At 65.4% G+C, this 24,715-nt stretch carries 7 protein-coding genes; 3 read left to right on the forward strand and 4 right to left on the reverse strand.

The features are described 5' to 3' along the window. Nucleotides 1-11,505 (reverse strand): non-ribosomal peptide synthetase (locus tag CRP40_RS21915; protein WP_176505836.1); only part of this gene is annotated, 11,505 nt, incomplete at its 3' end. A 132-nt stretch (nt 11,506-11,637) separates the two neighbouring features. Beyond that, nucleotides 11,638-17,979 (reverse strand): non-ribosomal peptide synthetase, encoded by a 6,342-nt coding sequence (locus CRP40_RS07605; RefSeq protein WP_033695180.1) that lies wholly within the window; start codon nt 17,977-17,979, stop codon nt 11,638-11,640. A gap of 412 nt (nt 17,980-18,391) precedes the next feature. Here CRP40_RS07605 and CRP40_RS07610 point away from each other — a divergent pair, with 412 nt between their 5' ends. Together CRP40_RS07610 and CRP40_RS07615 are read left to right on the forward strand one after the other, a co-directional pair. After that, nucleotides 18,392-19,174: a helix-turn-helix transcriptional regulator gene (locus CRP40_RS07610; protein WP_042139415.1), complete on the forward strand. Its 783-nt coding sequence runs from the start codon at nt 18,392-18,394 to the stop codon at nt 19,172-19,174. A 135-nt stretch (nt 19,175-19,309) separates the two neighbouring features. Then, the gene (locus CRP40_RS07615; RefSeq protein ID WP_027916323.1) at nt 19,310-21,445 is read left to right on the forward strand and encodes a TonB-dependent siderophore receptor; all 2,136 of its coding nucleotides are present in this window, start codon (nt 19,310-19,312) and stop codon (nt 21,443-21,445) included. 51 nt (nt 21,446-21,496) lie between these two features. On the opposite strand, the gene CRP40_RS07620 is transcribed toward CRP40_RS07615, so the two are convergent. After that, nucleotides 21,497-22,018 carry an acyloxyacyl hydrolase gene (locus CRP40_RS07620; protein ID WP_027916324.1) on the reverse strand — a complete coding sequence of 174 codons (522 nt, stop codon included), beginning with the start codon at nt 22,016-22,018 and terminating at the stop codon, nt 21,497-21,499. Nucleotides 22,019-22,319: 301 nt separating this feature from the next. Next, nucleotides 22,320-23,189 carry a LysR family transcriptional regulator gene (locus tag CRP40_RS07625; protein WP_023535440.1) on the reverse strand — a complete coding sequence of 290 codons (870 nt, stop codon included), beginning with the start codon at nt 23,187-23,189 and terminating at the stop codon, nt 22,320-22,322. A 106-nt stretch (nt 23,190-23,295) separates the two neighbouring features. Here CRP40_RS07625 and CRP40_RS07630 point away from each other — a divergent pair, with 106 nt between their 5' ends. Beyond that, on the forward strand, nt 23,296-24,681 hold the full coding sequence (locus CRP40_RS07630; RefSeq protein ID WP_027916325.1) for an aldehyde dehydrogenase family protein: 1,386 nt from the start codon (nt 23,296-23,298) through the stop codon (nt 24,679-24,681). Nucleotides 24,682-24,715: the final 34 nt, after the last annotated feature.

Raw genomic sequence — 24,715 nt, forward strand, 5'->3', positions numbered from 1 at the left:
GTTGGTGGCAGGCAGTTCCAGGCTCAACGGCGCGTCCAGATCGATCACGACGCCGTGCTCGGGCACATGCCGGGTCGCCGCGTGCACCAGCACCGCCACCGGGTCGCTGTCGGTGAGCATGTGGCGAATACGCTCTGCCGGGTAGTCCGGATCGACCGGCACATACGCGCCGCCCGCCTTCAGGATTCCGAGCAGCCCCACCATCATCGACAAACTGCGTTCAACGCAGATCGCCACGCGATCATCGGGTGTCACGCCCAGCGCGATGAGGTGGTGAGCCAGGCGGTTGGCCTGGGCGTTGAGCTGCTCGAAGGTCAGTTCGCCCTCCTCGGCGCTGACGGCGATGGCCTGCGGGGTGCGCTGTACCTGATCTTCGATCAGTCGATGCAGCGTGTGATCGAGCCCGTACGCCTTTTCGGTAGCGTTGAAACCTGCCACCACGCGTTCACGCTCATGGCTTTCGAGCACGGGCAATTGCTGCACGGGCAACGTGGGGGTGCGTTCAAGCCCGCTCAGCAGCGCTTGCAGCACCTGTTGCACCTGCCCGCAGATGCGCTGCGCGCCGATCTGCGCAGGTACGGTGGCCACCAGTCGGAAAGCCTCGCCCAGATCATCCACGTTCAGGCTCAGCGGGTAGTTGGTGCGCTCCTGCCCGTCCACCACCTCAATACCCGCCCAGCCTTCGCCGCGATCGGCACCCGGCTGGGTGCCATGGCGATAGTTGAGCATTGCGCTGAAGAGCGGCTGCGGCGCCGCGACGCCACTGCAACGCTGTGCCAGCGCCAGCGAGGCATGCTCATGGGCCAGCAGGTCGCTGAGCCCCTGATGCACGGCCCTGGCCGCATCGACCATGCCGATGGCCTCCAGGTCCACACGCAGTGGCAAGGTGTTGATGAACATCCCCAGTGCCCGCTCGGACCCTTCTCCGCCCTGCAGGCGCCCCAGCAGCACGGTGCCGAACACCACGCGCGTTCTGCCACTGGCAGCCCCGAGCAGGCGGGCCCAGGCCAGGTGGAACAACGAAGCAACACTGATGCCCAAGCGCCGAGCTTGTTGGCGCAAGCCGGTGGACAGCGCCTCGGGCAAGACCTGCCTGGCCTCGTCCAGGTCGCGGCCGTCGCCTTGTACGTCATCCAGGCCATAAGGCAAGGTCGGCTCGTCGATGTCACCCAGTTGCGCGGTGAAGAACGCCTCATGGGCGCGCTGATCGACCCCCAGCCTGGCCTGGGCGACGTAATTGCGGTAAGGCACCGCAGCATGAGCCGGTGCGGGGGCACCGCTGAGCAAGGCTGTCAGTTCTTCGCCCACCACCTCCAGCGCCGTGTGGTCCAACACGATGTGGTGGAACTGCAAGCTGGCGTCGATGCCGTGCTGTCCCTGGCTGTACACCAGTCGCAGCAGCGGCGCCCGCGCCAGGTCGAGGGTGGCAGTGGCCGACAGGTCAGCCACGGCGTCCACGCTCAGGCGCGCCTGGCGCACCACCACCTGCACCGCTTGCGGCAGCCCTTCCCAGAAGATCGCCGTGCGCAATACATCGTGGCGGGCGATGACCTGGTCCAGTGCAGCGGCAAATGCCTGCAGCCGTTGCTTGTCGCTAAAATGCAGGCGCGTGTGCAGCACGTAGGGATCATCCTCGGCCGACAGGTGATGGTAGAGGATGCCCTCCTGCAACGGCGCCAGGGGGTAGATGTCCTGCACGTTGGCTGCACCGCCCGGGACCTGCGAGACGATCCGCGCAATGCAAGCCTGGTCCAGCTCGACCAGGCTGAGCATGTCGGGGGTGATGTGCGAGCAGCCGGCTGGGATGCGGTTCTCGGGCACCTGGACCTGACGGCTGGCAGTGAGCGTGGCAGCCAGGGCAGCCACGGTCGGCTGGCCGAACAAGGTGCGCACATCGACCTGCAAGCCTTCAAGGCGCAGCCGAGCAGTCAGGGTGACGGCCAGCAGCGAGTGGCCACCCAATTCGAAGAAATTATCGTGTCGGCCTACCTGCGCCACCGTCAGCAATTCGCCCCACAGGCGGGCCAGCAGCACTTCGGTATCACCCACCGGCGCCTCGAAGGCCCGTCCCTGCACCACGCTGTCCGGGGTGGGCAGGGCCTTGCGGTCGAGCTTGCCGTTCGGCGTCAGCGGCAAGCGATCCACGTGAATGAACACCGCAGGCACCATGTGCTCGGGCAAGTGCTCGAGCACGCCCTGGCGCAGTGCCTCTGGTGCCTGCGGGTCACCGGTGTACCAGGCAGCCAGGCGCGTACCGTCCACCGCCAGCACTACGGCGGCGTGCACGCCAGGCAGGCGCTGCAGGCAGGTTTCGATTTCGCCTGGTTCGATTCGCAGGCCACGCAGCTTGATCTGCTGGTCGAGTCGACCAAGGAAGACCAGCTCGCCCTGAGCATTCAGGCGCACCAGGTCGCCACTGCGGTAAAGCCGCTCGCCCTCGACGAAGGGATTGTCGAGGAAACGCTCCGCCTGCTGCTCGGGCAAGCCCAGATACCCGCGCGCCACGCCAGCACCGCCTATGTGCAGGTGCCCGGCAACGCCTGGCGGCACCGGTTGGTCGTGTGCATCGAGTACATACAGGCGGGTATTGTCCACCGGGCTTCCGATCGGCAGGCCAGCGACGGGGATGGCGGCAGTGGGCTGCAGCGTCCAGGCGCTGCAATCGACCGTGGTCTCGGTGGGGCCGTAGACGTTGTGCAGACGCACCTGAGGCAACTGCTCGCGCACTTGCGTGGCCAGCGCATGGGTCAGCTCACCGCCGCCGCACACGATGTCTGTCAAGCCTGAACACAGGCGGCTGCCTGGATGATCGAGGAACTGTTGCAGCAGCGCAGGCACGAACTGCACCACGGCCACGCCCTGCGCCTGGATCAGCCGAGCCAGGTAGTCCGGGTCGCGCTCGCCCAACGGGCGGGCCAGCACCAGGCGCAAGCCGTTGCACAGTGGCCAGAACAGCTCCCACACCGAGGCGTCGAAGCTGATCGGCGTCTTGTGCAGTACAGCCTGGGTCCCCGCGAGCGGCCACTGCCCTTGGCTCCAGTGCACCAGGTTCACCACGTTACGGTGCTCGACCATGACGCCCTTGGGCAGCCCGGTAGAGCCGGAGGTGTAGATCACGTAGGCCAGGTTGCGTGCTGTGAGCCCAGGCACCTGGGGAGCCAAATGCGCTTGCTGCGCCCACCGGGCGGTGTCCATGTCCACCTTGGGCGCCTGGGTAGGCAGCGCCAGGTCGCCAGTGGCGCGATGCACCAGCACCGCGCGTGGGTCGCTGTCGCGCAGCATGTGGCCAATCCGCTCGGCGGGGTAGCCAGGGTCGATCGGCACATAGGCCGCGCCGGCCTTGAGGATGCCCAGCAGGCCAACCACCAGCGCGACACCGCGCTCAAGGCAGAGCGCAACGCGGTCGTCGGGCTGTACGCCCAGCGACAGCAAATGGTGAGCCAGACCATTGGCCTGTTGATCGAGCTCGGCGTAGCTCAGCTCGCCGTCCTCAGCGACCAGCGCGATGGCCTGCGGGCTGCGCAGGGCCTGCGCTTCGAAAAGACCGTGCAGGGTCTGGGTCAGGTCATGTGGACAGGCGCGATGGTTACCCAGTACTGCTGCGCGCGCCGCAGGGTCAAGCAGTGACAGGCTGTGCACCGGTAGCGCCGGGCGCCGTTCAAGCGCATCCAGCAGCTCGACCAGTACATGCGCCAATTGCTCGCACAGTGGGCGGGCGCCGATGGGCCTGCACACCTGGGCGGTGATGCGCAGCCCTGTGCCCAGGTCATCGACGTTGACGCTGATCGGGTAATTGCCATGCCCGCCGGCCGGCAGCACCTCGATACCCTCAAGGGCCTGGTCGCGCGCCTGCTGCTCTTGCTCGGTCGCGCCGTGGCGGTAGTTGAGCATCGCGCTGAACAGCGGCGTGGGTGCGGCCACGCCGCTGCAGCGCTGGGCCAGCGCCAGCGAGGCGTGCTCGTGGACCAACAACGCAGCCAGGCGCTGGTGGGTCAGCTGTACCGCTGCCCGTACGTCGAGCCCTGCCAAGTCCAGGCGCAGCGGCAGGGTGTTGATGAACATACCCAAGGCCCTGTCGGCGCCCTCGCCGCCTTGCAGGCGCCCAAGCAGCACAGTGCCGAAGACCACGTCGTCCTTGCCACTGGTGGCCGCGACCAACCGCGCCCAGGCCAGGTGCACCAGGCTTGCGGCGCTCACCCCGCACTGGCGGGCCAGCGCCCGCAGCCGTTGATACTGCTCAGTGGCCAAATCGGTACTGGCCAGCTCGAAATCACCGCCTTCATGCTGCAGATCGGCAAGCCCGTAGGGCAGCGTCGGCTCTTCGACATCGCCCAGTTCGGTCCTGAAGAACGCTTCGTGCTCGGCCTCGCTGATACCCAGCCGGGCCTGGGCCACGTAGTTGCGGTAAGGCACCGGCGCCCCTGCCGGCGTCTGGCCGTGCAAGTGATCGCGAATCTCTGCCAACACCACCTTCATGGCGGTGTGGTCGAGCACGATGTGGTGGAACTGCAGCACGGCCTGCACGCCTGCCGCGTCATGGATATGCAACAGCCGAATCAGCGGCGCCGAGGCAAGCTCGATACGTTGACCGGCAAGCATCGCGTCGTTTGAGGTCACCTCGATCAACGCCAGGCTCGCCGAACGCTGCACCACCTGCACCGGCTGGGGCAGGCCATCCCAGAGCACCGCCGTGCGCAGCACGTCGTGGCGAGCCACCACCTGGTCGAGGGCCTGGGCAAAGGCATGCAGCCTTTGCCGCGAATCGAAGGCGACCCGCCATTGCAGCAGGTACGGGTCGGCATCGTCTGCACTGAGGTGGTGATAGAGAATGCCCTCCTGCAGCGGCGCCAGTGGGTAGATGTCCTGGACGTTGGCCGCACCGCCGGGGATCGCAGCAACGATGCGGTCCAGCGCAGTCTGATCCAGCATCAGCAAGGGCAGCATGGTCGGGATGATGCGGGTGCAGTGGGCCGGGATGCCGTTGGCAGGGATTTGGACCTCGCGGGCTGAGCCCAGCGCCCCGGCCAGTGCCGCCACCGTCGGTTGCCCGAACAACACGCGCACATCCAGGGCCAAGCCTTGTTCGCGCAGCCGCTCGATCAGGCTCACGGCCAACAGCGAATGCCCGCCCAGTTCGAAGAAGTTGTCGTGCCGGCCGACCTGCTCCAGGCCCAGCACGTCGGCCCACACCTGAGCGATGATCGCCTCGGTTTCACCCAGCGGGGCCTCATACCCCTGCTGGACCAGGTCCTGGGGCTGTGGCTCGGGCAGCGCGCGACGGTCGAGCTTGCCATGGCTGGTCAGGGGCAGCGCCTGGATGCGGATGAAGGCCTGGGGCAACAGCTGACCAGGCAGGCTTGCCTGCAAGCCCTGGCGCACGTCACTCACCTCGACAGCAGAGGTCTCGGTGAACCAGGCCAGCAAGCGTTCGCCGCGCACTAGCACCACGGCATCGCCGACGCCGGGCTGCGCCCGGAGCGCGGCCTCGATTTCACCCAGCTCCACCCTGACGCCACGCACCTTGACCTGGTCGTCGTTGCGGCCCAGGTAATCAAGCGTGCCGTCGCTGTTCCAGCGCACCAGGTCGCCGCTGCGGTATAGGCGGGCGTTGGGAAGGCGGCTGAACGGGTCACGCAGGAAGCGCTCTGCGGTCAGGTCCGGCCGGTTGAAATAGCCTCGCGCCACTTGCGAGCCACCAATGTAGAGCTCGCCGGTGACCCCGACCGGCACAGGCTGGCCCAGGTCATCGAGCACGTAGACACGGGTATTGGCGATGGGTATGCCAATGTGCAGGGCTGCGCCGGGTGCCAACGCACCCGAGGTGGCAACCACGGTGCACTCGGTGGGGCCGTAGTTGTTGACCACGGTGAACCCTGGGTCCTGCTCGAACTGACGCAGGCGATCGCCGCCCACCAGCAGGGTGCGCAACGTGGCGTGCTGGTGTGGGCGGCGCAGCGCCTGTTCAGCCACAGGGGTCGGCAGGAAACTGACCGTCAGGGGTTGTTCGAGCCACCAGTCCAGCAACGCCTCGACCTGCTCGTTGCCCAGGTAGGCCGGCGGCAGGTGCAGCGTGGCCCCCGCGCACAGGGCGGGCCAGACTTCCCAAGCCATGGCGTCGAAACCGAAACCGGCAACGCTGGAGGTGCGTGTGCCCGCCTGCACGGCGAACGCCTGGCAGTGCCAGTGGACGAGGTTGGTCACGGTGTGGTGCTCGACCATGACGCCCTTGGGCTGGCCGGTGGACCCTGAGGTGTACACCAGGTACGCCAGGTCATTGGCAGTCAGCCCCGCCACGTGCGGGTTGTCGGTAAGGCTCAGATAAGCATCCGGCTGGTCGAGGTCGATGCGGCGCACGTGCGGCGGCAGGCCGCCAATGTCGGCCTGGGCCAGCAACAGGGCCGGCGCGCTGTCTTCGAGCAGGTAGGCGATACGGCTGGCCGGATAGGCCGGGTCCACGGGCACGTAGGCGGCCCCGGCCTTGAGCACGGCCAGCAAGGCGACGATACGGTCCAGTGTGCGATCAAGGCACAAGGCGACGCGGTCAGCCCTGCCTACACCCTCTGCGATCAGCCGATGGGCCAACTGATTGGCGCGTCGGTTGAGCTGGGCGTAGGTCAGGGTCAGGGAGCCCTGGCACACCGCTGTGGCATCGGGCACCGCGGCAGCCTGGGCCTCGATCAGCGCATGTACGGTCTGGCCCTGTGGGTACGCTTGCGCGGTCAAGTTGAAGCCGCCCAGCACCTGCTCGCGCGCCGCATCGTCCAGTATGGACAGGCGCTGAACGCTGGTTTGCGGGTCGTGCTCCAACGCCCGAACCATCTGCGCCACGGCCATTGCCATCCACTCGGCGACCCGCGCCGCGCCGATGTCGATCAACGCCAGCACATTGAAGGTAAAACCATTCCCCAGGTCGTTGACGCTGAGGGTGAGCGGGTAGTTGCTGCGCTCCTCTGCCCCCAGCAGCTGTACGCCCTCCCAGAGGCCGTCACCTGCCTGGGCGGCCGGGTCGGCGCTGTGGCGGTAGTTGAGCAGTGCGCTGAACAACGGCGCCCCGGCAGCCACGCCGCTGCAACGCTGGGCCAGTGCCAACGACGCATGCTCGTGGGCCAGCAGGGCCGACAAGTGGCGGTGCGTGGCCAACACGCCTTGTTCTACCCCGGCGGCGGTATCGACACGCAGAGGCAGGGTGTTGATGAACATGCCCAGTGCGCGGTCGGCGCCCTCGCCGGCTTGCGAGCGCCCCATCAGCACTGTGCCGAACACCACATCGCTGCGGTTGGCCAACACCCCAAGTACACGGGCCCAGGCCACGTGCATCAGGCTCGCAGCACTGACACCCAGGCGCCTAGCCTGGGCACGTAGGCCCTGGGCCAGGCCGTGGTCGAGCGCCAGCAAGGCGTGCTCGATGCCAGCACCGTCGCCTTGCACGTCGGCATGACCGAGCGGCAGGGTGGGCTCATCGACATCAGCCAGCAGGGTCTTGAAGAAGGCCTCGTGGGCGGCTTCGTTGCCCAGGCAAGCCTGGGCAACGTAATTACGGTATGGCACGGCCGGCGGCAGGGTATGCCCTTGCCCGAACAGCAAGGCGCGCATCTCGTACAGCACCACGTCCAGGGCCGTGTGGTCCAGTGCCAGGTGATGGAACAGCAACACGGCCACCACCCGGTGATTGTCAGGGTCCAGGCTATAGTGCAACTGCGCCAGGGGTGCCTGGCTCAGGTCCATGCGGTGATGGCGGGCATCGAAGCGCGCCTGCAACTGGTCGATGCGCGAGGTGCCCGAATCCTCGTGCAGGTCGGTCACCTCGAAGACGCCCAGCTCGGCCTTGCGCCACACCACCTGCAGCGGCTGCGCCAAGCCGTGACTCAGGACAGCGGTGCGCAGAATGTCATGTCGGTCGATGACCTGTTGCAGGGCGCCGGCCCAGGCCAGCAGGCGCTCGATGCTGTCGAATGCCAGGCGTGTCTGCAAGAGGTAGGGGTCGCCCTGCTCTGCGCTCAGGTGATGGTAGAGCACGCCCTGCTGCAGGGGTGCCAGCGGATAGATTTCCTGCACGTTGGCCGCGCCGCCTGGTACCTGAGCAGTGATGCGGTCGATCAGGTGCTGCTCCAGCGTGATCAGGCTGAGCATGTCGGGCGTAATGCGCTGCGCGCCCGTCGGCACGCCATTGGCCGGCACCTGCAAGGCCGGGCTATCGCCAACCACAGCGGCCAGGGCGGCGACGGTGGGCTGGGCGAACAGCATGCGCACGTCCACCACCAGCGACGCCCGGCGCAGACGCTCGACCAGCGTGACCGCCAACAACGAGTGCCCACCCAGCTCGAAGAAGTTGTCGTGGCGCCCTACCCGGTCGACCTGCAGCACGTCGGCCCAGATCGCGGCCATGGCCGTTTCGGTCGGGGTGTTCGGGGCTTCGAAGGCGCTGGCAGCAAGGCTTGAGGTGTCCGGGGTTGGCAACGCCCGGCGGTCAAGCTTGCCATGGCGGGTCAGCGGCAATGCATCGAGGCAGGTCAGTGCCGCGGGCACTAGTTGCGCAGGCAGACAGGCCTGCAACGCCTCGCGCAGCGCCAGCGCTTCAAGAGGCCGAGTTTGGGTATACCAACCCAGCAGTCGGCCGTCGCGCACCAGCACCACGGCGTCTTCGACACCAGGCTGGCACTTGAGCGCCGCCTCGATTTCACCCAGCTCAACGCGCACGCCGCGAATCTTCACCTGGTCGTCGTTGCGCCCGAGGTAATCCAGCGTGCCGTCGGTGTTCCAGCGTACCAGGTCACCGCTGCGGTACAGGCGTGCCTGAGGGTCATCGCTGAACGGATCCTTGATGAAATGCGAGTGCGTCAGTTCGGGGCGGTTGAAGTAGCCCCGCGCCACCTGAGCGCCCCCGATATACAACTCGCCTACGACGCCCACGGGCACCGGTTGCAGGCCTGCGTCCAGCACGTAGACCTGGGTATTGGCGATCGGCGTACCGATATGGAGGGCACCGCCTGGGCGCAGTCGTCCAGAAGTGGCGACCACGGTGGTTTCGGTCGGGCCGTAGTTGTTGACCAATGCAAAGCCTGGATCGCGCTCGAAGTGGCGCAGGCGATCGCCGCCCACCAGCAGGGTGCGCAAGGTCGGGTGCTGGCGCTCGCGGCGCAGCGCGTGCTCGGCCACGGGCGTTGGCAGGAAACTCACCGTCAGCGGCTGCTCCAGCCACCAGTCGAGCAGCGCCTCGACATGCTCATTGCCAACATCCGCCGGCGGCAGGTGCAGCGTAGCCCCGGCGCACAGGCAGGGCCATACCTCCCAGGCCAGGGCATCGAAACCGAACCCGGCCACGCTCGAGGCGTGGCCGTGCTCGTCCAGCTCGAAAGCCTGGCAGTGCCAGTCCACCAGGTTGACCAGGGCACGGTGTTCGACCATTACGCCCTTGGGCTGGCCGGTCGAGCCTGAGGTGTAGACGAGGTAGGCCAGTTGCCGATTATCCAGCCCCGTGACCACAGGGTCGTGTGTCGGGGCGTCGGTAGGGGGATGGTCCAGATCCAGGCGCGGCACGCCAGTGGGCAGGCCTTCGATGCTGGACTCGGCCAGCACCCAGGCGGGTGCGCTGTCGGTCAGCAAGTAGGCGATGCGGTCTGCGGGGTAAGCGGGATCGACGGGCACGTAGGCCGCACCGGCCTTGAGCACCGCGAGCATGCCGACCAGCCTGTTGGCATTTCGCGGCAGGCACAGGGCGATGCGTTGGCCTGGCTTCACACCTTCTCCCAGCAGCCGGTGGGCCAGTTGATTGGCCTGCTGGTTGAGCGCCGCGTAGCTCAGCACCTGGCCGTCCTGACGCAGTGCGATGGCCTCTGGCGCCACGCGCGCACGGGCTTGGATCCGTGCGTGCACAGTGTCGCCCTGCCGATAGGTGCAGGCGGTGTGGTTGAAGCGACGCACCACCTGATCGAATTCCTGCGGCGGCAGTACGGCCACGTGCTGCAAAGGCGTGTCGGGCTCGTGTTCCAGGGCGTGCACGAGATTGGCGAGCACCTGCTCGAACTGCTGGCTCAGGCGTGCGGCATCCCATTCAGGCAGGCTTTGCACGGTCAGGCGCAGGTCGTCGCCCAAATCGTCCACGCTCACCGTCAATGGGTAATCGGTACGCTCCTCGGCGCCGACAATGTCGATACCCGGCGCGACAGGAATGATCTCGGCGGCGTCGCCGGCGTCGCTGTGACGGTAATTGAGCATGCTGTTGAACAAGGCCGTGGGCGCAGCCACCCCGCTGCAGCGCTGAGCCAGGGCCAGGGACGCTTGTTCGTGGGCCAGCAAGCCGGTCAGACGACGGTGGGTGTGCAACAGGCCGTCCTTGACCCCCACCTCTGTCACGTCGATACGCAGCGGCAGCGTGTTGATGAACATGCCCAATGCCTGCTCGCCGCCCTCCCCGGCGGTCATGCGGCCCAGCAATACGCTGCCGAACACCACCGTCTGACGCCCGGCCAGCTGCCCTACCCACCGGGCGAAGCCCAGGTGCAGGACGCTGGCTGGGCTGACCCCGAGCTGCCGGGCCTGTTGACGCAGGCGACGGGCCAGAGGGGTCGGCAAGGTCAGGCGGGCTTGCTGCAGAAGCTGCTCGGGCTTTGCCTGGGCACCGAAGGCCAGGGTCGGCTCGTCGATATCGGCCAGCATGTGCTCGAAGAACTGGGTGTGGGCTTGTTCGTCCAGGGCCTGGCGGGCCGCCGCCAGGAAGTTGCGAAACGGCGTCGGCGCGGGCAACTGCGCGGCCGTACCGGCCAAATGCGCCTGGATTTCCCGGCGCACGATATCGAGCGCCGTGTGATCCATGATCATGTGATGGAAGGTCAGCACTGCCACCCACGCCTGCCCCTCACCCTGGGCTTGGGCCAGTTGCATCAGGGGTGCCTGGCGCAGGTCCAGTCGATAACGGCGTGGGGCGAGGTGGTCGCACAGCTCGGTCAGTGCGCCGTGGCCTTTGAACGGCAACGCTTCACGCACCAGGGCCGCTTCGCGCCATACCACCTGCACGGGCTCGTCCAGGCATTCCCAATGTACGGCAGTGCGCAGGATGTCGTGGCGCTGTATGACCGCTTGCAGGGCGTCGGCGAAGGCATCGAGGTGCGCCTTGCTGGCGAAACGCAATTGCACCTGCGACAGGTAGGGGTCGCCGTCCTGGGCCGACAGGTGGTGGTACAGCATGCCCCGCTGCAGGGGTGCCAGCGGGTAGATGTCCTGTACGTTGGCCGCCCCGCCCGGCACGCTGTCGACGATACGGTCAATGGCCGCCTGGTCGAGGCTGACCAACGGCAGCATGTCGGGGGTGACGCGAAATGCCGGGCTGAGCCAATCGTCATCCTGACTTGCAAGCATCTCCAGCAAGGCCGGCTTGTGCCGGGACAACGCCTCCCACAGGGGGTCGTCCAGCGTCTGGTCATCACCCAGGACGATCAGGTCCTGGTCTTCACGCTGCAGACGGATGGGACGGGTGGAAAGTGCGTTGATCAGTTCGCTGAAGTGCATCGGTAAGCATCCTGCTTTGCCTGGAAGGGTTGATGGCCGACACGCTAAAGCAACGCGACCGGCCGGTCTGACATGGGAAGTGGGGACAACCGCGCAAACGATTGCCGGGGCCGGCGGGCCCCGGGCTTGGCCTCAAAGGCGCCTGCGTTTGCCCAGGCTTGGGATGGTGGTAGGCGGGATGACGGCCTGTTCAGGCTGGGCCTGGCTGCTGGCGGCGAGCCCCGAGAGGGTGGGCTGGGTGAACAGCGCCCTGGCATCGACGTGCAGCCCGGCCTGGCGCAGGCGCGCCACCAGGCTCACGGCCAGCAATGAATGCCCGCCCAGCTCGAAGAAGTTGTCGTCACGGCCCACCTGCTCGATCTTGAGCAACTCGGCCCAGATGGCCGCCATGGCCGCTTCCAGCTCGCCTTCGGGTGCACGGTAGGCGCGGCTGATGACCGCATCGGCGCCGGGCGCGGGCAAGGCGCGCCGATCCAGCTTGCCGTTGGCGCTCAAGGGCAACTGCGCCAGGCGCACGAAGGCCTGGGGTACCATGTACTCCGGCATGCAGGCCAGCAGGTGACCGCGCAGCGCCTCGAGGGCCGGCGCAGGCTGACCGTCGCACAGCGTGAAGTAGGCCACAAGGCGCTCTTCGCGCATCAACACCACCGCCTGCGCAACGGCCGGGTGGGCGGTGAGCGAGGCCTCGATCTCTCCAAGTTCCACGCGCAGGCCGCGCAGCTTGACCTGGAAGTCGTTGCGGCCCATGAATTCGAGGTTGCCGTCTTCTCGATAGCGCACCAGATCGCCTGTGCGGTAGAGCCGGTCGCCGTCGACGAAGGGGCTGGCGATGAAGCGTTCGGCCTGAAGCTCAGGCAAGCCCAGATAGCCGCGCGCCACGCCTACTCCACCGATGTGCAACTGGCCTACGCCGCCCAGCGGTACCGGGCGGTCGTGTTCATCGAGTACATACACGCGGGTGTTGGGGATCGGACGGCCGATCGGCGGTGTCTGCACCGGCAGTGGCGTATGGGCCGGCAACGACCAGGCGGTACTGTCGACAGTGGCCTCGGTGGGGCCATACACGTTATGCACGCACACCCAGGGCAAGCGCTCGCGAAGGCTTTGCAGCAACGCGGGGGTAAGATCGCCGCCTCCGCAGAAAATGTCGGTGAGCCGGGTGCACCCCTGCACCCCTGGCTGATCGAGGAACTGCTGCAACAGCGCCGGGACGAACTTGACGATGCTGACCTGCTGCGCCTTGATCAGCTCCACCAGGTAGCCAGGGTCGCGGTGCCCACCGGGGCGAGCCAGGACCAGGCGCACCCCCGCCGTCAACGGCCAGAACAACTCCCAGACCGAACCGTCGAAGGTGCACGGGGCGCGTTGCAGCAAGGCGTCACCGGCACGTGGTGCCCGGATCAGCGAGCCCCAGTGCATCAGGTTGCACAGGCCGCGATGCTCGATCATCACGCCCTTGGGCGTGCCGGTCGAACCTGAGGTATACATCACGTAAGCCAAGTGCTGCGGGCCAAGGCCAGGCACCTGAGGGTCGGTGCAAGGACGCTCGGTCAGATCACAGCGGTCCAGGTTCAGGGTGGGCTGTTGCAACGGCGCGAAGAGCCCTGCCGTGGCCCCGTGCACCAGCACCGTGACCGGGTTGCAGTCCTGCAACATGAAGCGCAGCCGCTCTTGCGGGTATTCAGGGTCCAGCGGCACGTAGGCACCACCTGCCTTGAGCACCCCGAGCAAGGCGATCATCAGGCTGACACCTCGCTCGATGCACACCGCCACTCGGCTGTCAGGTGTCACGCCCAGGCCGATCAGGTAGTGCGCCAGGCGGTTGGCCTGTTCGTTGAGCGTCTGGTAGTCCAGGCTCTGGCCGTCGGCCTGCAGGGCGATGGCGCAGGGGGTACGTTGCACCTGGGCCTCGAACAGCGTCGGCAGTGTCTGCTGAACAGGGCTGGTGGGGTCTTCGGTGGCGTTGAAGCCTTCGAGCATCAACGCAAGCTCCCGTGCAGGCACCGGGCATAGCTGCTGGAGCATGCCGGATGTCGGGTCCGATAGTGCCTGGCCGATCTGTTCGAGCGCCGTGCCCAGGTAGTCCAGCATGCGCTGCGCCCCCAGCGCACGCGGGGCACGCACAGACAGTTGCAGGCGATCTCCCGGGTCATCCACCGTCAATACCAGGCCATGGCTCGTCACTTCACTGGCTTCGACCAGCGCGACACCCGGCATGACCTCGCCCAACGGCAGCGCACCCTGACGGTAGTTCACCAGGCTGTCGAACAGTGCGCTGCCGGCCGGCAGACCGCTGCATTGCTGGGCCAGGATCAGCGGCGCATCTTCATGGGCCAGCAGCGCCGCCAGGCGAGCATGGGTATCCACCAACGCCTGCGCTGGGGTGCAGTCATTGAGGTTGATGCGCAGCGGCAAGCTGTTGATGAACATCCCCAGCGCCCGGTCGGCGCCAGGGCCGGCCATGCTGCGCCCCAGCAATACCGTGCCCACCACGACTTGGTCGCGCCCACTCAGGCTACCCAGTGCGTGGGCCCATGCCAGGTGCAGCAGGCTCGCAAGGCTGGCGCCATGCGCCCTTGCCAGGGCGCGCAGGCTGGCAACCGTGGCGGCGGGCAGGTCACGGCTGGCGTTCTCGAGGTCGGCCGGATCGAGCGCCACTGCGCCCCAGCCCGACAGCGGCTGCTGCGGCGCCAACCCCGCCAGTTGCTCGGTGAAAAATGCCCGGTGGGCGGCCTGGCGCTCGGCGCGGTTAGTGAGCGCCACGTAATCCCGATACGGCACTGGCGCTGGCAACTGCGCGCCCCGCCCCGCCATACAGGCCTCCAGCTCGCCCAGTAGCACCTGCAAGGACACCGCGTCGTTGACCAGATGGTGAAAACGCAGCAAGGCCAGCCAACGGCCCTGTTCAGGTGCATCCATGCACACCAGTGCTAGCATCGGCGCCTTGTCCAGGCTGAGCGGGCGCCGGCCGGGATGGTAGTGGTCGCGCCATTGACCTTCAGGCCCCTGCCAGCGTTCGACCGGCAGGCGGGCATGGCGCCAGACCACCTGGTGCGGCGTCTCCAGCCCTTCCCAGGCCAGGCTGGTGCGCAGGATGTCGTGGCGCTGCATCACATGCTGCAACGCTACGGCGAAGTCGCGCACCTGTTGCTCGGTGGCGAACGAGAACACGGCCTGTTGCTGGTACGGGTCGACCGTGTCCGTCAGGTGGTGGTACAGCAGCCCCTGCTGCAAGGGCGCCAAGGGGTAGATTTCCTGCACGTTGGCCGCGCCACCCGGCACCCTCGCTACGATGCGGTCGAGCGCTGCCTGACTGAGCGTGGCCAGGGGCAGCATGCCCGGCTCGATGCGCTGGCACTGCAACAGGATGCACGGCGGTGGGGTGTGCACGCACTCGGTGGCCCTGGCGCTGGCGGCGACCGCTGCCAGGGTCGATTGCCCGAACAGCACCTGCACATCGACCTGCAGGCCTTGTTGGCGCATGGCCTCGATCAGCTGGACAGCCAGCAGCGAATGCCCGCCCAGCTCGAAGAAATGGTCGTGCCGGCCGATGCGCTCGATGTGCAGCAACTGGGCCCAGAGCGCGGCCAGGCGTTGCTCCATCTCCCCTTCTGGCGGCTCATGCTCGTGCCGCACCATGGCCGTGTCATCCGCTGGGGGCAGCGCGCGTCGGTCGAGCTTGCCATTGGCGGTCAAGGGCCAGTGGGCGACCTGCATGTAGGCGACCGGCAACAGGGCGACTGGGAGGCTATCGCGCAGGTGATCGTGCAGGGCCCGGGGCGTGACCGGATCGGTCGCCGTGAACCAGGCATGCAACTGACCCTTGCGGAGCATGACCACGCCTTCGTTCACCGCCGGGTGAAGGCTCAAGGCGGCTTCGATCTCCGCAAGCTCGACCCGCATACCGCGGATCTTCACTTGGTCGTCGTTGCGGCCCAGGTACTCAAGCGTGCCGTCGGACAGCCAGCGCACCCAGTCACCGGTTCGGTAAAGCCGGGCGCCAGGCGCGCTACTGAACGGGTCTTGAACGAAGCGCTCGGCGCTCAGTTGCGGCTGGTTGAAGTAGCCCCTGGCCACCCCTTGGCCACCGATATACAGCTCACCGTCCGCGCCGGGCGGCAGCAACTGGCCCTGCCCGTCCAGCACATACACCTGGGTGTTGGCGACCGGAACGCCGATGTGCAATGGCCCACCCGGCTGCACCTGCCCCGACGTGGCCACTACCGTGGCCTCGGTCGGGCCATAGTTGTTGATCACCTTGCACGTCAGCTCCCGGCCCAGTCGTCGCAGGCGGTCACCGCCCACCAGCAGGGTTTCCAACGTTGGATGGGGCATCCCCTGGGCGAAGGCGAGTTCCGCAATCGGCGTGGGCAAGAAGCTGACGTGAAGCGTTTGGGCCCGCCACCAGGCGAGCAAGGCGTGTACATCCTCGGCCCCTTCGCGTACCGGTGCCAGGTGCAAGGTGGCGCCACTGCACAGCGCCGGCCAGATCTCCCAGGCCATGGCATCGAAGCCAAAGCCCGCCACGCTGGACTGATGGCGGCCTGGGCCAAGCGCGAATTGGGTGCAGTGCCAGTCCACCAGGTTGGCCAGCATGCGTTGCTCGACCATCACTCCCTTGGGTTGGCCGGTGGAGCCAGAGGTATAGATGATGTAGACCAAATCCGTACGCGTTTGCGGTGCGAACGAGAAGGTGGCTGCGGGCTCGGTCGGCCACGACGGGTCGTCCAGTTCGATCTGTGGCCTGCCATGCTTGGGCAGGCGCGGTGCGAAGCGCGAAAGGGTCAGGACCACGTGCGGAGCGCTGTCCTGCAGCAGGTAGGCGATGCGCTCTGCCGGATGGGCCGGATCGACCGGCACGTAAGCACCGCCTGCCTTGAGTACCGCCAGCAGGCCAACCAGGGTGTCCAGCCCTCGCTGGGCGACCACTGCCACGCGCCGTTCAGGGCCTACCCCGAGACTTGCGAGGTGCTGGGCCAAGGCGCTTGCGCGGTGATCGAGCTCGCCGTAACTCAAGGTTTGGTCGCCGAAACAGGCTGCCAGGGCTCCCGGCTGCGTGCGGGCTTGCAGCTCGATGCGTTGCTGAATCAGGCAGGGCGCCGTGTGCGCCGCTGACATGGCCGTCATGTTCCATGCCCTAAGGCGTTGGTGCTCGGGTGCGGTCAGCATGTCGAAGGCCGATACCAGGGCCTGGGGTTGGGCCAGGCCCTGCTCCAGCACATGCAGCAGTCGTGCGCCGAGGGCTTTGGCCTGTTCGTCGCTGAACCAGGCGCGGCTGTGCACCAAGTGCAGGCGCGCGGTGCCTGCGTGGGTGTTGCAGCGCAAATGGATGCTCAAGGGTGAGGGTTCGTGGCCATTGCAGATCATGACCGTCGCACCGGCCACGTCGCCGATTTGCAGCGCGTTGCTGTCTTCTTCGAAGGACACCAGCAGCTCGAACAACTGCGTGCGCCCCTCCTGCTGCGCGGCGACGTCGCGTTTGAGCGCGCTCAACGGGTAGCGCTGATGACGAAAATCCTGCTTGAGCGTAGCGACGATGGCTTGAATCAGGTCCGCGAAGGACAGGTTCCTGCCAAAGTCCATGCGCAGTGGGCTGACCTGGGTGAACAATCCCAGGGTTGCCTTGAACTGTGCGTTGGCGCGGTTGCGTACCGGCAAGCCGACCATCCATTGATCGCGCTGCCAAGTGCGGCAGACACAGGCGTGCAGTGCCCCCAGCAACACCGGCAACGGCGACACGCCCAGGGTGTCGGCCAGCGCCCGCAGCTTGCGCATCAGGCCAGGCGTAACCGCCAGATCGAGCGCATGGCTCGGTGAATCCTCCGGCGACAAAGCCGGTTGGGTAGGCCGCAGCAGGGGGTCGGGCAGTTGGGCAAGCCTGGTCAGCCAGTACTCACGGTCACGCTGATAACGCGCCGAGGCCAGGTAGCGCGCATCCTCTTCGATAAAGGCGCAGTACGAGGGCGCGCTGCCGGGCAGCGGCTGTTGGTGTTCGAGCGTGAGGTAGAGGTCGGCCAGTTGCTTGAACCACTGGTCAACGCCCCACCCATCAAGCACCAGATGGTGGGCGCGCAAGGCCAGCAAGTGCTCGCGGGGGCCCATCCTGATCAGCCTGGCCTCCCAAAGCGGCCCTTGCTCCAGTGCAATGGGCATGCGCATCCAGGCATCGAGAAGGTTCAGGGCTGCATCGGTCGGGTGGGCGTCAGCTTGAAGGTCGTCCCACATCAAGGTCACGGGCAGCTGGGGGGCGAAACGCTGCCGCGCCGAGCCACCCTCCTGTACCCACACGGTACGCAAGGCATCGTGGAGGCTGGCCAGGTGATGCAGTGCCAGCGTCAGCCTGGTCCTGTCCACCTGCCCCTCCAGCGCGACATAGGCGCCAATGTTGTACAGCGGGGATGTGCCTTGGCTGAGTTGCTCCAGCCAGATATCCCGCTGGGCAACGGTGAGGTCGAAAAGGTCGGCGGCAGGCATGATCGGTCAGTTCCTTCTGAGGGGTCAGCGTGCGATTCAAACACCGGGCGCCTGCCCTGTATGGCCCATTAAACCCGGACACCCTCGCAAGCAACGTGGGCTGCTGAAATCCTTGTAGGAGATTACCTACACGGGGCTGGCGACGATGGCTCACGGCATACTGTATTGGCGTCGCTTATCCCTGCGGAGCCACCCTTCTGACGCCAATTTGCTGGCATTTGGCCCTTTTTCCAGCGTTCCCCACGCATCCGATGATCTGCGCCTACCACCTTTTGCTGGCATGTTCTGTCCCTGAATCCCGCTACAGACGTCTTCCAGTCAGCGGGCTTGAATACGCCCATACACCCTGCCCGATTGCAATGTGATTGCGCGGGCAGACGCAGTTACAGCAGGCCCTCAGGAACCCATCGACATGATGTTGAACGCTCGCTCCGACTACCGACCGGACCCTCATCTCTATCTGCAACTGGGTGAATTGATCGCGCAGACCGGAGGCGCCTGTTTCGCCGAGCAGATGCTTCGACTGGTACAGGATCAAGTCAGCATCGACGGGTTGGAAATCAGTGAATGGACCCTCGATGCACCGCAGTTGACGGACAGCCGCGTGGAGGTGCTCGGCCGCGCCGGTGTGCATGCAAGGCAGGTGGGTTCACGCTTGCCTCATCCCCTGCTGCAATCGATCGAGCAGATGCACGACCCATTGCTCATCGAGTTCAAGGCGCCCGAAGGCAGCAATCCGCGTAATCTGCGCCCGGCCCATCAATGCCACCTGGTGTCCTGCAGCGGTACCAAACGGTGGGTGATCAGTGCCTACCGCTTGCCCTGCGAGCGACGCTTTTCGCTGGCAGAGCTGTCGCAGCTCAAGAGCCTCTCGAGTACGTTACTGCCGCTCGTCGAACATCACGGTCAATTGCTCGATCATGACGGCGCCGAAGTGATCGGCCAGGCGCTGGATGACGCAGAGGTCGGCAGACTGCAACAGACGTTCGGCAGACGTCTGATGCAGGCTTCAGTCAAGCTCTCGGTGCGCGAACAAGAGGTGTGCGTGGGCCTGCTGAGCGGCTGCACGGTCCCTGAGCTCGCCCGGCGGTTGAATGTGAAGAACAGCTCGGTGGAAACCTATCTCAAACGCGCTGCTGCCAAGTTAGGCGTAAGCGGCCGTAATGGCCTGACCAAATGGATGACAGGCGGGTAGCGACCTGCGCCTACCCCTCTGCGCAAACAGAGCACAGGTGTAAACCGAAATAGATGCATTTGATAATGATTCGTAGTATTTTCCCGGCGCGGTTACACCTCCAACTCCAGCGCCCTACTCAGGATCGTACTGTCGATGCGTCGCACGTTCGTCTCGCTTTGTGTACTTCATGCCGTTTCCCCCCTGGCGTTTGCCGATCCGGCCTCCCCGCCCGACGCCGCGCAAATCGAACTTCAAGCCTTGAGCATTACCGGCAGTGCCGATGCCGAACGGGCCGACGGCCCGGTCCAGGGGTACAAGGCCAGCCGCTCGGCCAGTGCCACGCGCACTGACACGGCAGTGCACGAGACGCCTCAGTCCGTCAGCGTGGTACCCAAGGATGTCCTCCAGGATACCGGCGCCACCCGTCTGCAGGACGGGCTCGATTATGCCGGCGGCGTCGGCCGCGCCAACAACTTCGGCGGCCAAGGTCTTACCACTTTCACGGTGCGCGGCTTCACCACCGGCGAGTTCTACCGCAACGGGTTCCCGATCAACCGGGGGTACCCCAATGCGCCAGACGCCAATACGGTCGAGCGCCTGGAAGTCATCCGTGGCCCGGCCAGCAGCCTGTATGGCCGTGGCGATCCGGGTGGCACCTTCAACGTGGTCAGCAAGCAACCCCTGTCGGACCCGAGCGTGACACTGGGCAGTCAGTTCGACGACCAAGGCATGCACCGCGCCACCCTCGATGCCACCGGGCCGCTAAACGAGGACGGCTCTGTGGCCTACCGGCTCAATGTGCTGGGCGAAGGCGGCGACAGTTTCCGTGACGATGTGCAGGGCGAGCGCTACGACGTGGCCCCAGTACTGAGCTGGCAGGTCAACGACAGCACCAAGGTGGTGTTCGAAGGCGACTTCATGCGCAACAACCACCCCCTTGATCGCGGCCTGACCCGCTACGCTACCCAACCGCGCAGCGCCTCGCGGGACACCTACATCTGGGAAAAGGGCAGTGACAACCTGCTGCACAACGACAACAACATGGCCCAGATACGCTTCGAGCACCTGCTCAACGAAGACTGGACGCTGGCCGGCGGGTTCCAGTTCCTCGATGGCAGCCTGCAGGGCAATGCCGTGGAAGCCAACAAGGCCCCGGTGGATGGTCGCACCCTGGAGCGCAACTTCAACTGGCGCAAGCTGCAGTGGACCGACCGGGACTGGCAGCTGAACCTGACAGGGCACTTCGATACAGGCGCGTTCAGCCATACCTTGCTGACCGGCGTCGAATACGAGAACTACGATTACAACTCCATCATTCAGCGCTCCTCGGCGCGCGATGGCACCTACCCCATCGATATCTATAACCCGGTACTGGGCCAGCCTCGCCCTGCCCTGACCCGCACGACCACCTGGGACAAGGAAAACCTGCAGACCTGGGCGTTCTTCATTCAGGACCAAGTGGCCCTGACCGAGCGCCTCAAGGCGCTGGCCGGGGTACGCCTGGAGCGCTTCGAGCATGACTACGACGACAAGATGCCGACCAACCGCGACTTCAGCAAAGGCGAAAATGGCGTGACGCCGCGCTTTGGCCTGATCTACGACCTGACCGATACCCTGGCGGTGTACGCCAACACCGCGCGCTCGTTCAAGCCCAACACCGGCACGCCCGCCAGCGGTGGCGGCTTCGATCCGGAAAAGGGCAAGTCTTATGAGCTGGGGTTGAAGTGGGCGTCGCTCGATGGCCAGCTGAGCGCGGATGCTGCGGTCTATCACATCGTCAAGGAAAACGTCCTGGCCAACGACCCCAGCGACCCTACCAACACCTTCAAGGTGGCTGCAGGTGAGGTGCGCAGCCGCGGGCTTGATATCAACGTGGCAGGCAACCTGACCCCAGAATGGCGCGTCATCGGTGGCTATTCCTATGTTGATGCCCAAGTCACCAAGGACACCAGCCTGCCCAGCGGTACGCGCCTTGCCAATATCCCGCGCAACACCTTCAGCCTGCTGAACACCTACGAGTTCCAGGACGGTTTGGCCAAGGGGCTCGGGTTGGGCGTTGGGGTGAAATACGTGGATGACCGTGCCGGCCAGACCGCAACCAGCACCTACACCATGGAGCGCTACAGCGTGGTGGACCTGCTGAGCTTCTATAAGGTCAACGAGCACGTACGCCTGAACCTGGACGTGAAGAACCTGTTCAACAAGGGCTATGACGAAGGCTCGTTCAACACCTACGCCTATCCGGGCGCGCCTCGTACGGTGCAGGCCGGGGTGGCCTACACCTTCTGACAGGCACTCGACCGGCTCGGCGGCCAGGCAGCCGCCGAGCCGGGCTGGTCATCAGAAGCCTTTGCTGTAGAACAGCGAGTACGACTCGATGCCATCGTTAGGCTGGCGGATGCCCGCGTTGGAGTAATGGATGGCGCGGATGCCGACCTTCTGCTCCGACGGCAACTTCAGGCCCAGGCCGATGCGGTCTTCGAAGTTGAAGGACGAGCCCATGCGCTGGTCGCCGACCCGGGTCTTGGAAAATGCTGCGATACCGATGCCTGCTTCGATGTAGGGGGTGTAGGTGAAGCCGCTGAATTCATAGGTGAACACCGGGCTGAAGGACAGCGAGTGGGCACCGCTGGCGTCACCGCCCTCCCAATAGGTGTAGCCCGCGTCCCAGTAGCCGGTCAGGTGGCCGACACTGGTCTCGAACCACTGCTTGTCCCAGTCGAAGGACAAGCCTGCACGGTAGGTCATGTCGCCTTGGCTGGTGACACCGACCGCGCCGGTAACCTGGGCAGCCTGGGCCAGGTTCGCCCCGGCGAAGGCCAGCACGGCGGCAGCCAACGAAGCAGCGATACGGGATTTCATCTATGACATCTCCTGATGGTAAGTGCGACAACTGGAGGCATGGACCCTGTGTCAGTTGGTTGCGTCAGCTTGCTGAACGCTGACCGAACGGCGCAGGGTTTAACCTCTCGAAATTTTTGGTAACCGAATCTCGTGTTTCGGTCACACGATGTAATAATTGCCGGATTATGGTCAGTTGTATAGGAACTTGGAAGTAGAACCGCTTGATATATCCAAGGCCCTAGCGTGACAGTCTGATGCATCGAGCCCGGCGACCGATGCCTAGACCGAACGCCTTCAGCATCGTTCAAATCTTTTCAAATCAGGATGATGAGATGCTTTCTTCAAGTAGATTCACGAACGTCGAAAGGCTGCGCGAGACCGTCCCACGGCGCCAGACCAGCCAGGTTTTCAGGTAACGGAAGTCTTCAGACATCGGCCAGGCACTGACCGTGCTGCACCCTGGCATGTTCTCCAGCATGGTGCGCGGCATCATGGCCAAGCCCGCACCGGCACTGACGCACGCCAGCATGCCGTGGTAGGACTCCATTTCGTGAATCTTGCGTGGGACGGCCTGATCGTTGACGAACCAGTTTTCAAAATGGTGCCGGTAGGAGCAGTTGGCGCGAAACGCGTAGATATTCTCGCCGTTGACGTCTTGCGCCCGGTTCACAGGCGCATGGTTGAGGGGCGCGATGATGACCATCTCTTCTTCGAAAACCGGCATGCCCTCCAAGGTAGGGTGCAAGACCGGCCCGTCGATGAACGCGGCCACCAGCCGACCCGACAGAACGCCTTCGAGCATGGTCCCGGAGGGGCCCGTGGACAGGTCCAGGTCCACTTTGGGATAGCGCTGGTTGTAGGCTGCCAGTACGGCCGGGATGCGCACCGCCGCAGTGCTCTCCAGAGAGCCCAGGGCGAACGTGCCCTGTGGGTCCTCCCCTGCCACGGTGCTACGCGCTTCCTGAACCAGGTCGAGGATGCGCCGGGTGTACTCCAGGAAGTTCCAGCCGGCCGGGGACAAGCGCAGGCGGCTTTTCTCACGTATGAACAGGTCCACGCCCAGGTCCTCTTCCAGTTGCTTGATGCGCGTGGTCAGGTTGGAGGGCACCCGGTGGATATGCTGCGCGGCTGCACTGATGCTGCCTTGCTCGGCGACTGCCTTGAACATCTCAAGTTGTATCAGGTCCACGGCTTTCTCCAAACGTGAATGAGTGACTCATTATTATTCAGTTTTCATTAAAGCCCTAGCCCACTAGTCTGAGCCCACTGCATAACTACAGCGAGAGTGCCACGCCATGAATGCGATCAGCAGCCAGACCCACGCCATCTCACTCGACCCGTTCACCGGCGAACAGATCGGCGCTTACCCGTTCGACACCGATGCCGCGCTCGAGGCGGCGCTAACGCGGGCCAAGTGCGGCTACGGTCAGTGGAGCCGGCTGTCGGCCGATCAGCGCAGCGAGCACCTCCTGGCCCTGGCCACTGCCCTGGAGGCGCAGGCAGAGACCTTTGCTCAGATGATCAGCCGCGAAATCGGCAAGCCAATCACGCAGGCACGGGGTGAAGTCAGCAAGTGCGTGGGTCTGTGCCGCTGGTACGCCGAGCACGGCCCCGCGATGCTCGCGCCTGAAGCGACCCAGGTTGAAAGAGCCCGTATCGAGTACCGCCCGTTGGGCCCGATCCTGGCTGTGATGCCCTGGAACTTCCCCATCTGGCAGGTGCTGCGCGGCGCGGTACCCGCGATTCTGGCGGGCAATACCTACGTGCTCAAGCATGCCCCCAACGTGATGGGCAGCGCCTACCTGCTGGATAAGCTGTTCAAGGATGCGGGCGTACCAGAGGGTGTGTTCGAGGTGCTCAACGTAACACCGGAGGGTGTGACACGCGCCATCAACGACCCGCGCATTGCGGCGGTGACCTTGACCGGCAGCGTGCGCGCCGGCATGGCGATCGGTGCACAGGCCGGTGCTGCGCTGAAGAAGTGCGTCCTGGAGCTGGGCGGTTCGGACCCTTTCATTGTGCTGGCCGATGCCGATCTGGATGCGGCGGTGCAGGCGGCAGTGATCGGCCGTTATCAGAATACCGGGCAGGTGTGCGCGGCCGCCAAGCGCTTTATCGTCGAACAGAGCATCGCCGAGGCCTTCACACGCAAATTCGTGGAAGCAACACAGGCCTTGAAAGTGGGCAACCCGCTTGAAGATGCGACCTATATTGGCCCCATGGCCCGCTACGATTTGCGTGACGAGCTCGATGGCCAGGTGCAGGCCAGCCTTGCCGAGGGGGCTACCTTATTGCTCGGTGGCCACAAAGTCGAAGGTGTGGCCAACGTTTATGCACCCACCGTGCTGGGTGATGTGACGCCGCAGATGACAGCTTTCAGGCAGGAATTGTTCGGCCCGGTTGCGACGATCACGACCGCGCGGGATGCCGACCATGCCGTGGCATTGGCCAACGACAGCGAGTTTGGCCTGGCTTCGACCATCTACACGGCCGACTATGCCTTGGCCGAACGGATGACGTCGGCGCTGGAGACCGGTGCGGTGTTCATCAATGGCTACTGCGCCTCCGACCCCCGTGTCGCCTTCGGCGGGGTGAAGAAAAGCGGGTTCGGGCGTGAACTGTCGCACTTTGGCGTGCGGGAGTTCACCAATGTGCAGACCGTGTGGTTGGATCGCAACTAAGGCGCTGTCTGGCATGAGAGCCGGGTTGTGGTCA

The sequence above is a fragment of the Pseudomonas sp. URMO17WK12:I9 genome (genome assembly GCF_900230165.1).
Lineage (GTDB): Bacteria > Pseudomonadota > Gammaproteobacteria > Pseudomonadales > Pseudomonadaceae > Aquipseudomonas > Aquipseudomonas fulva.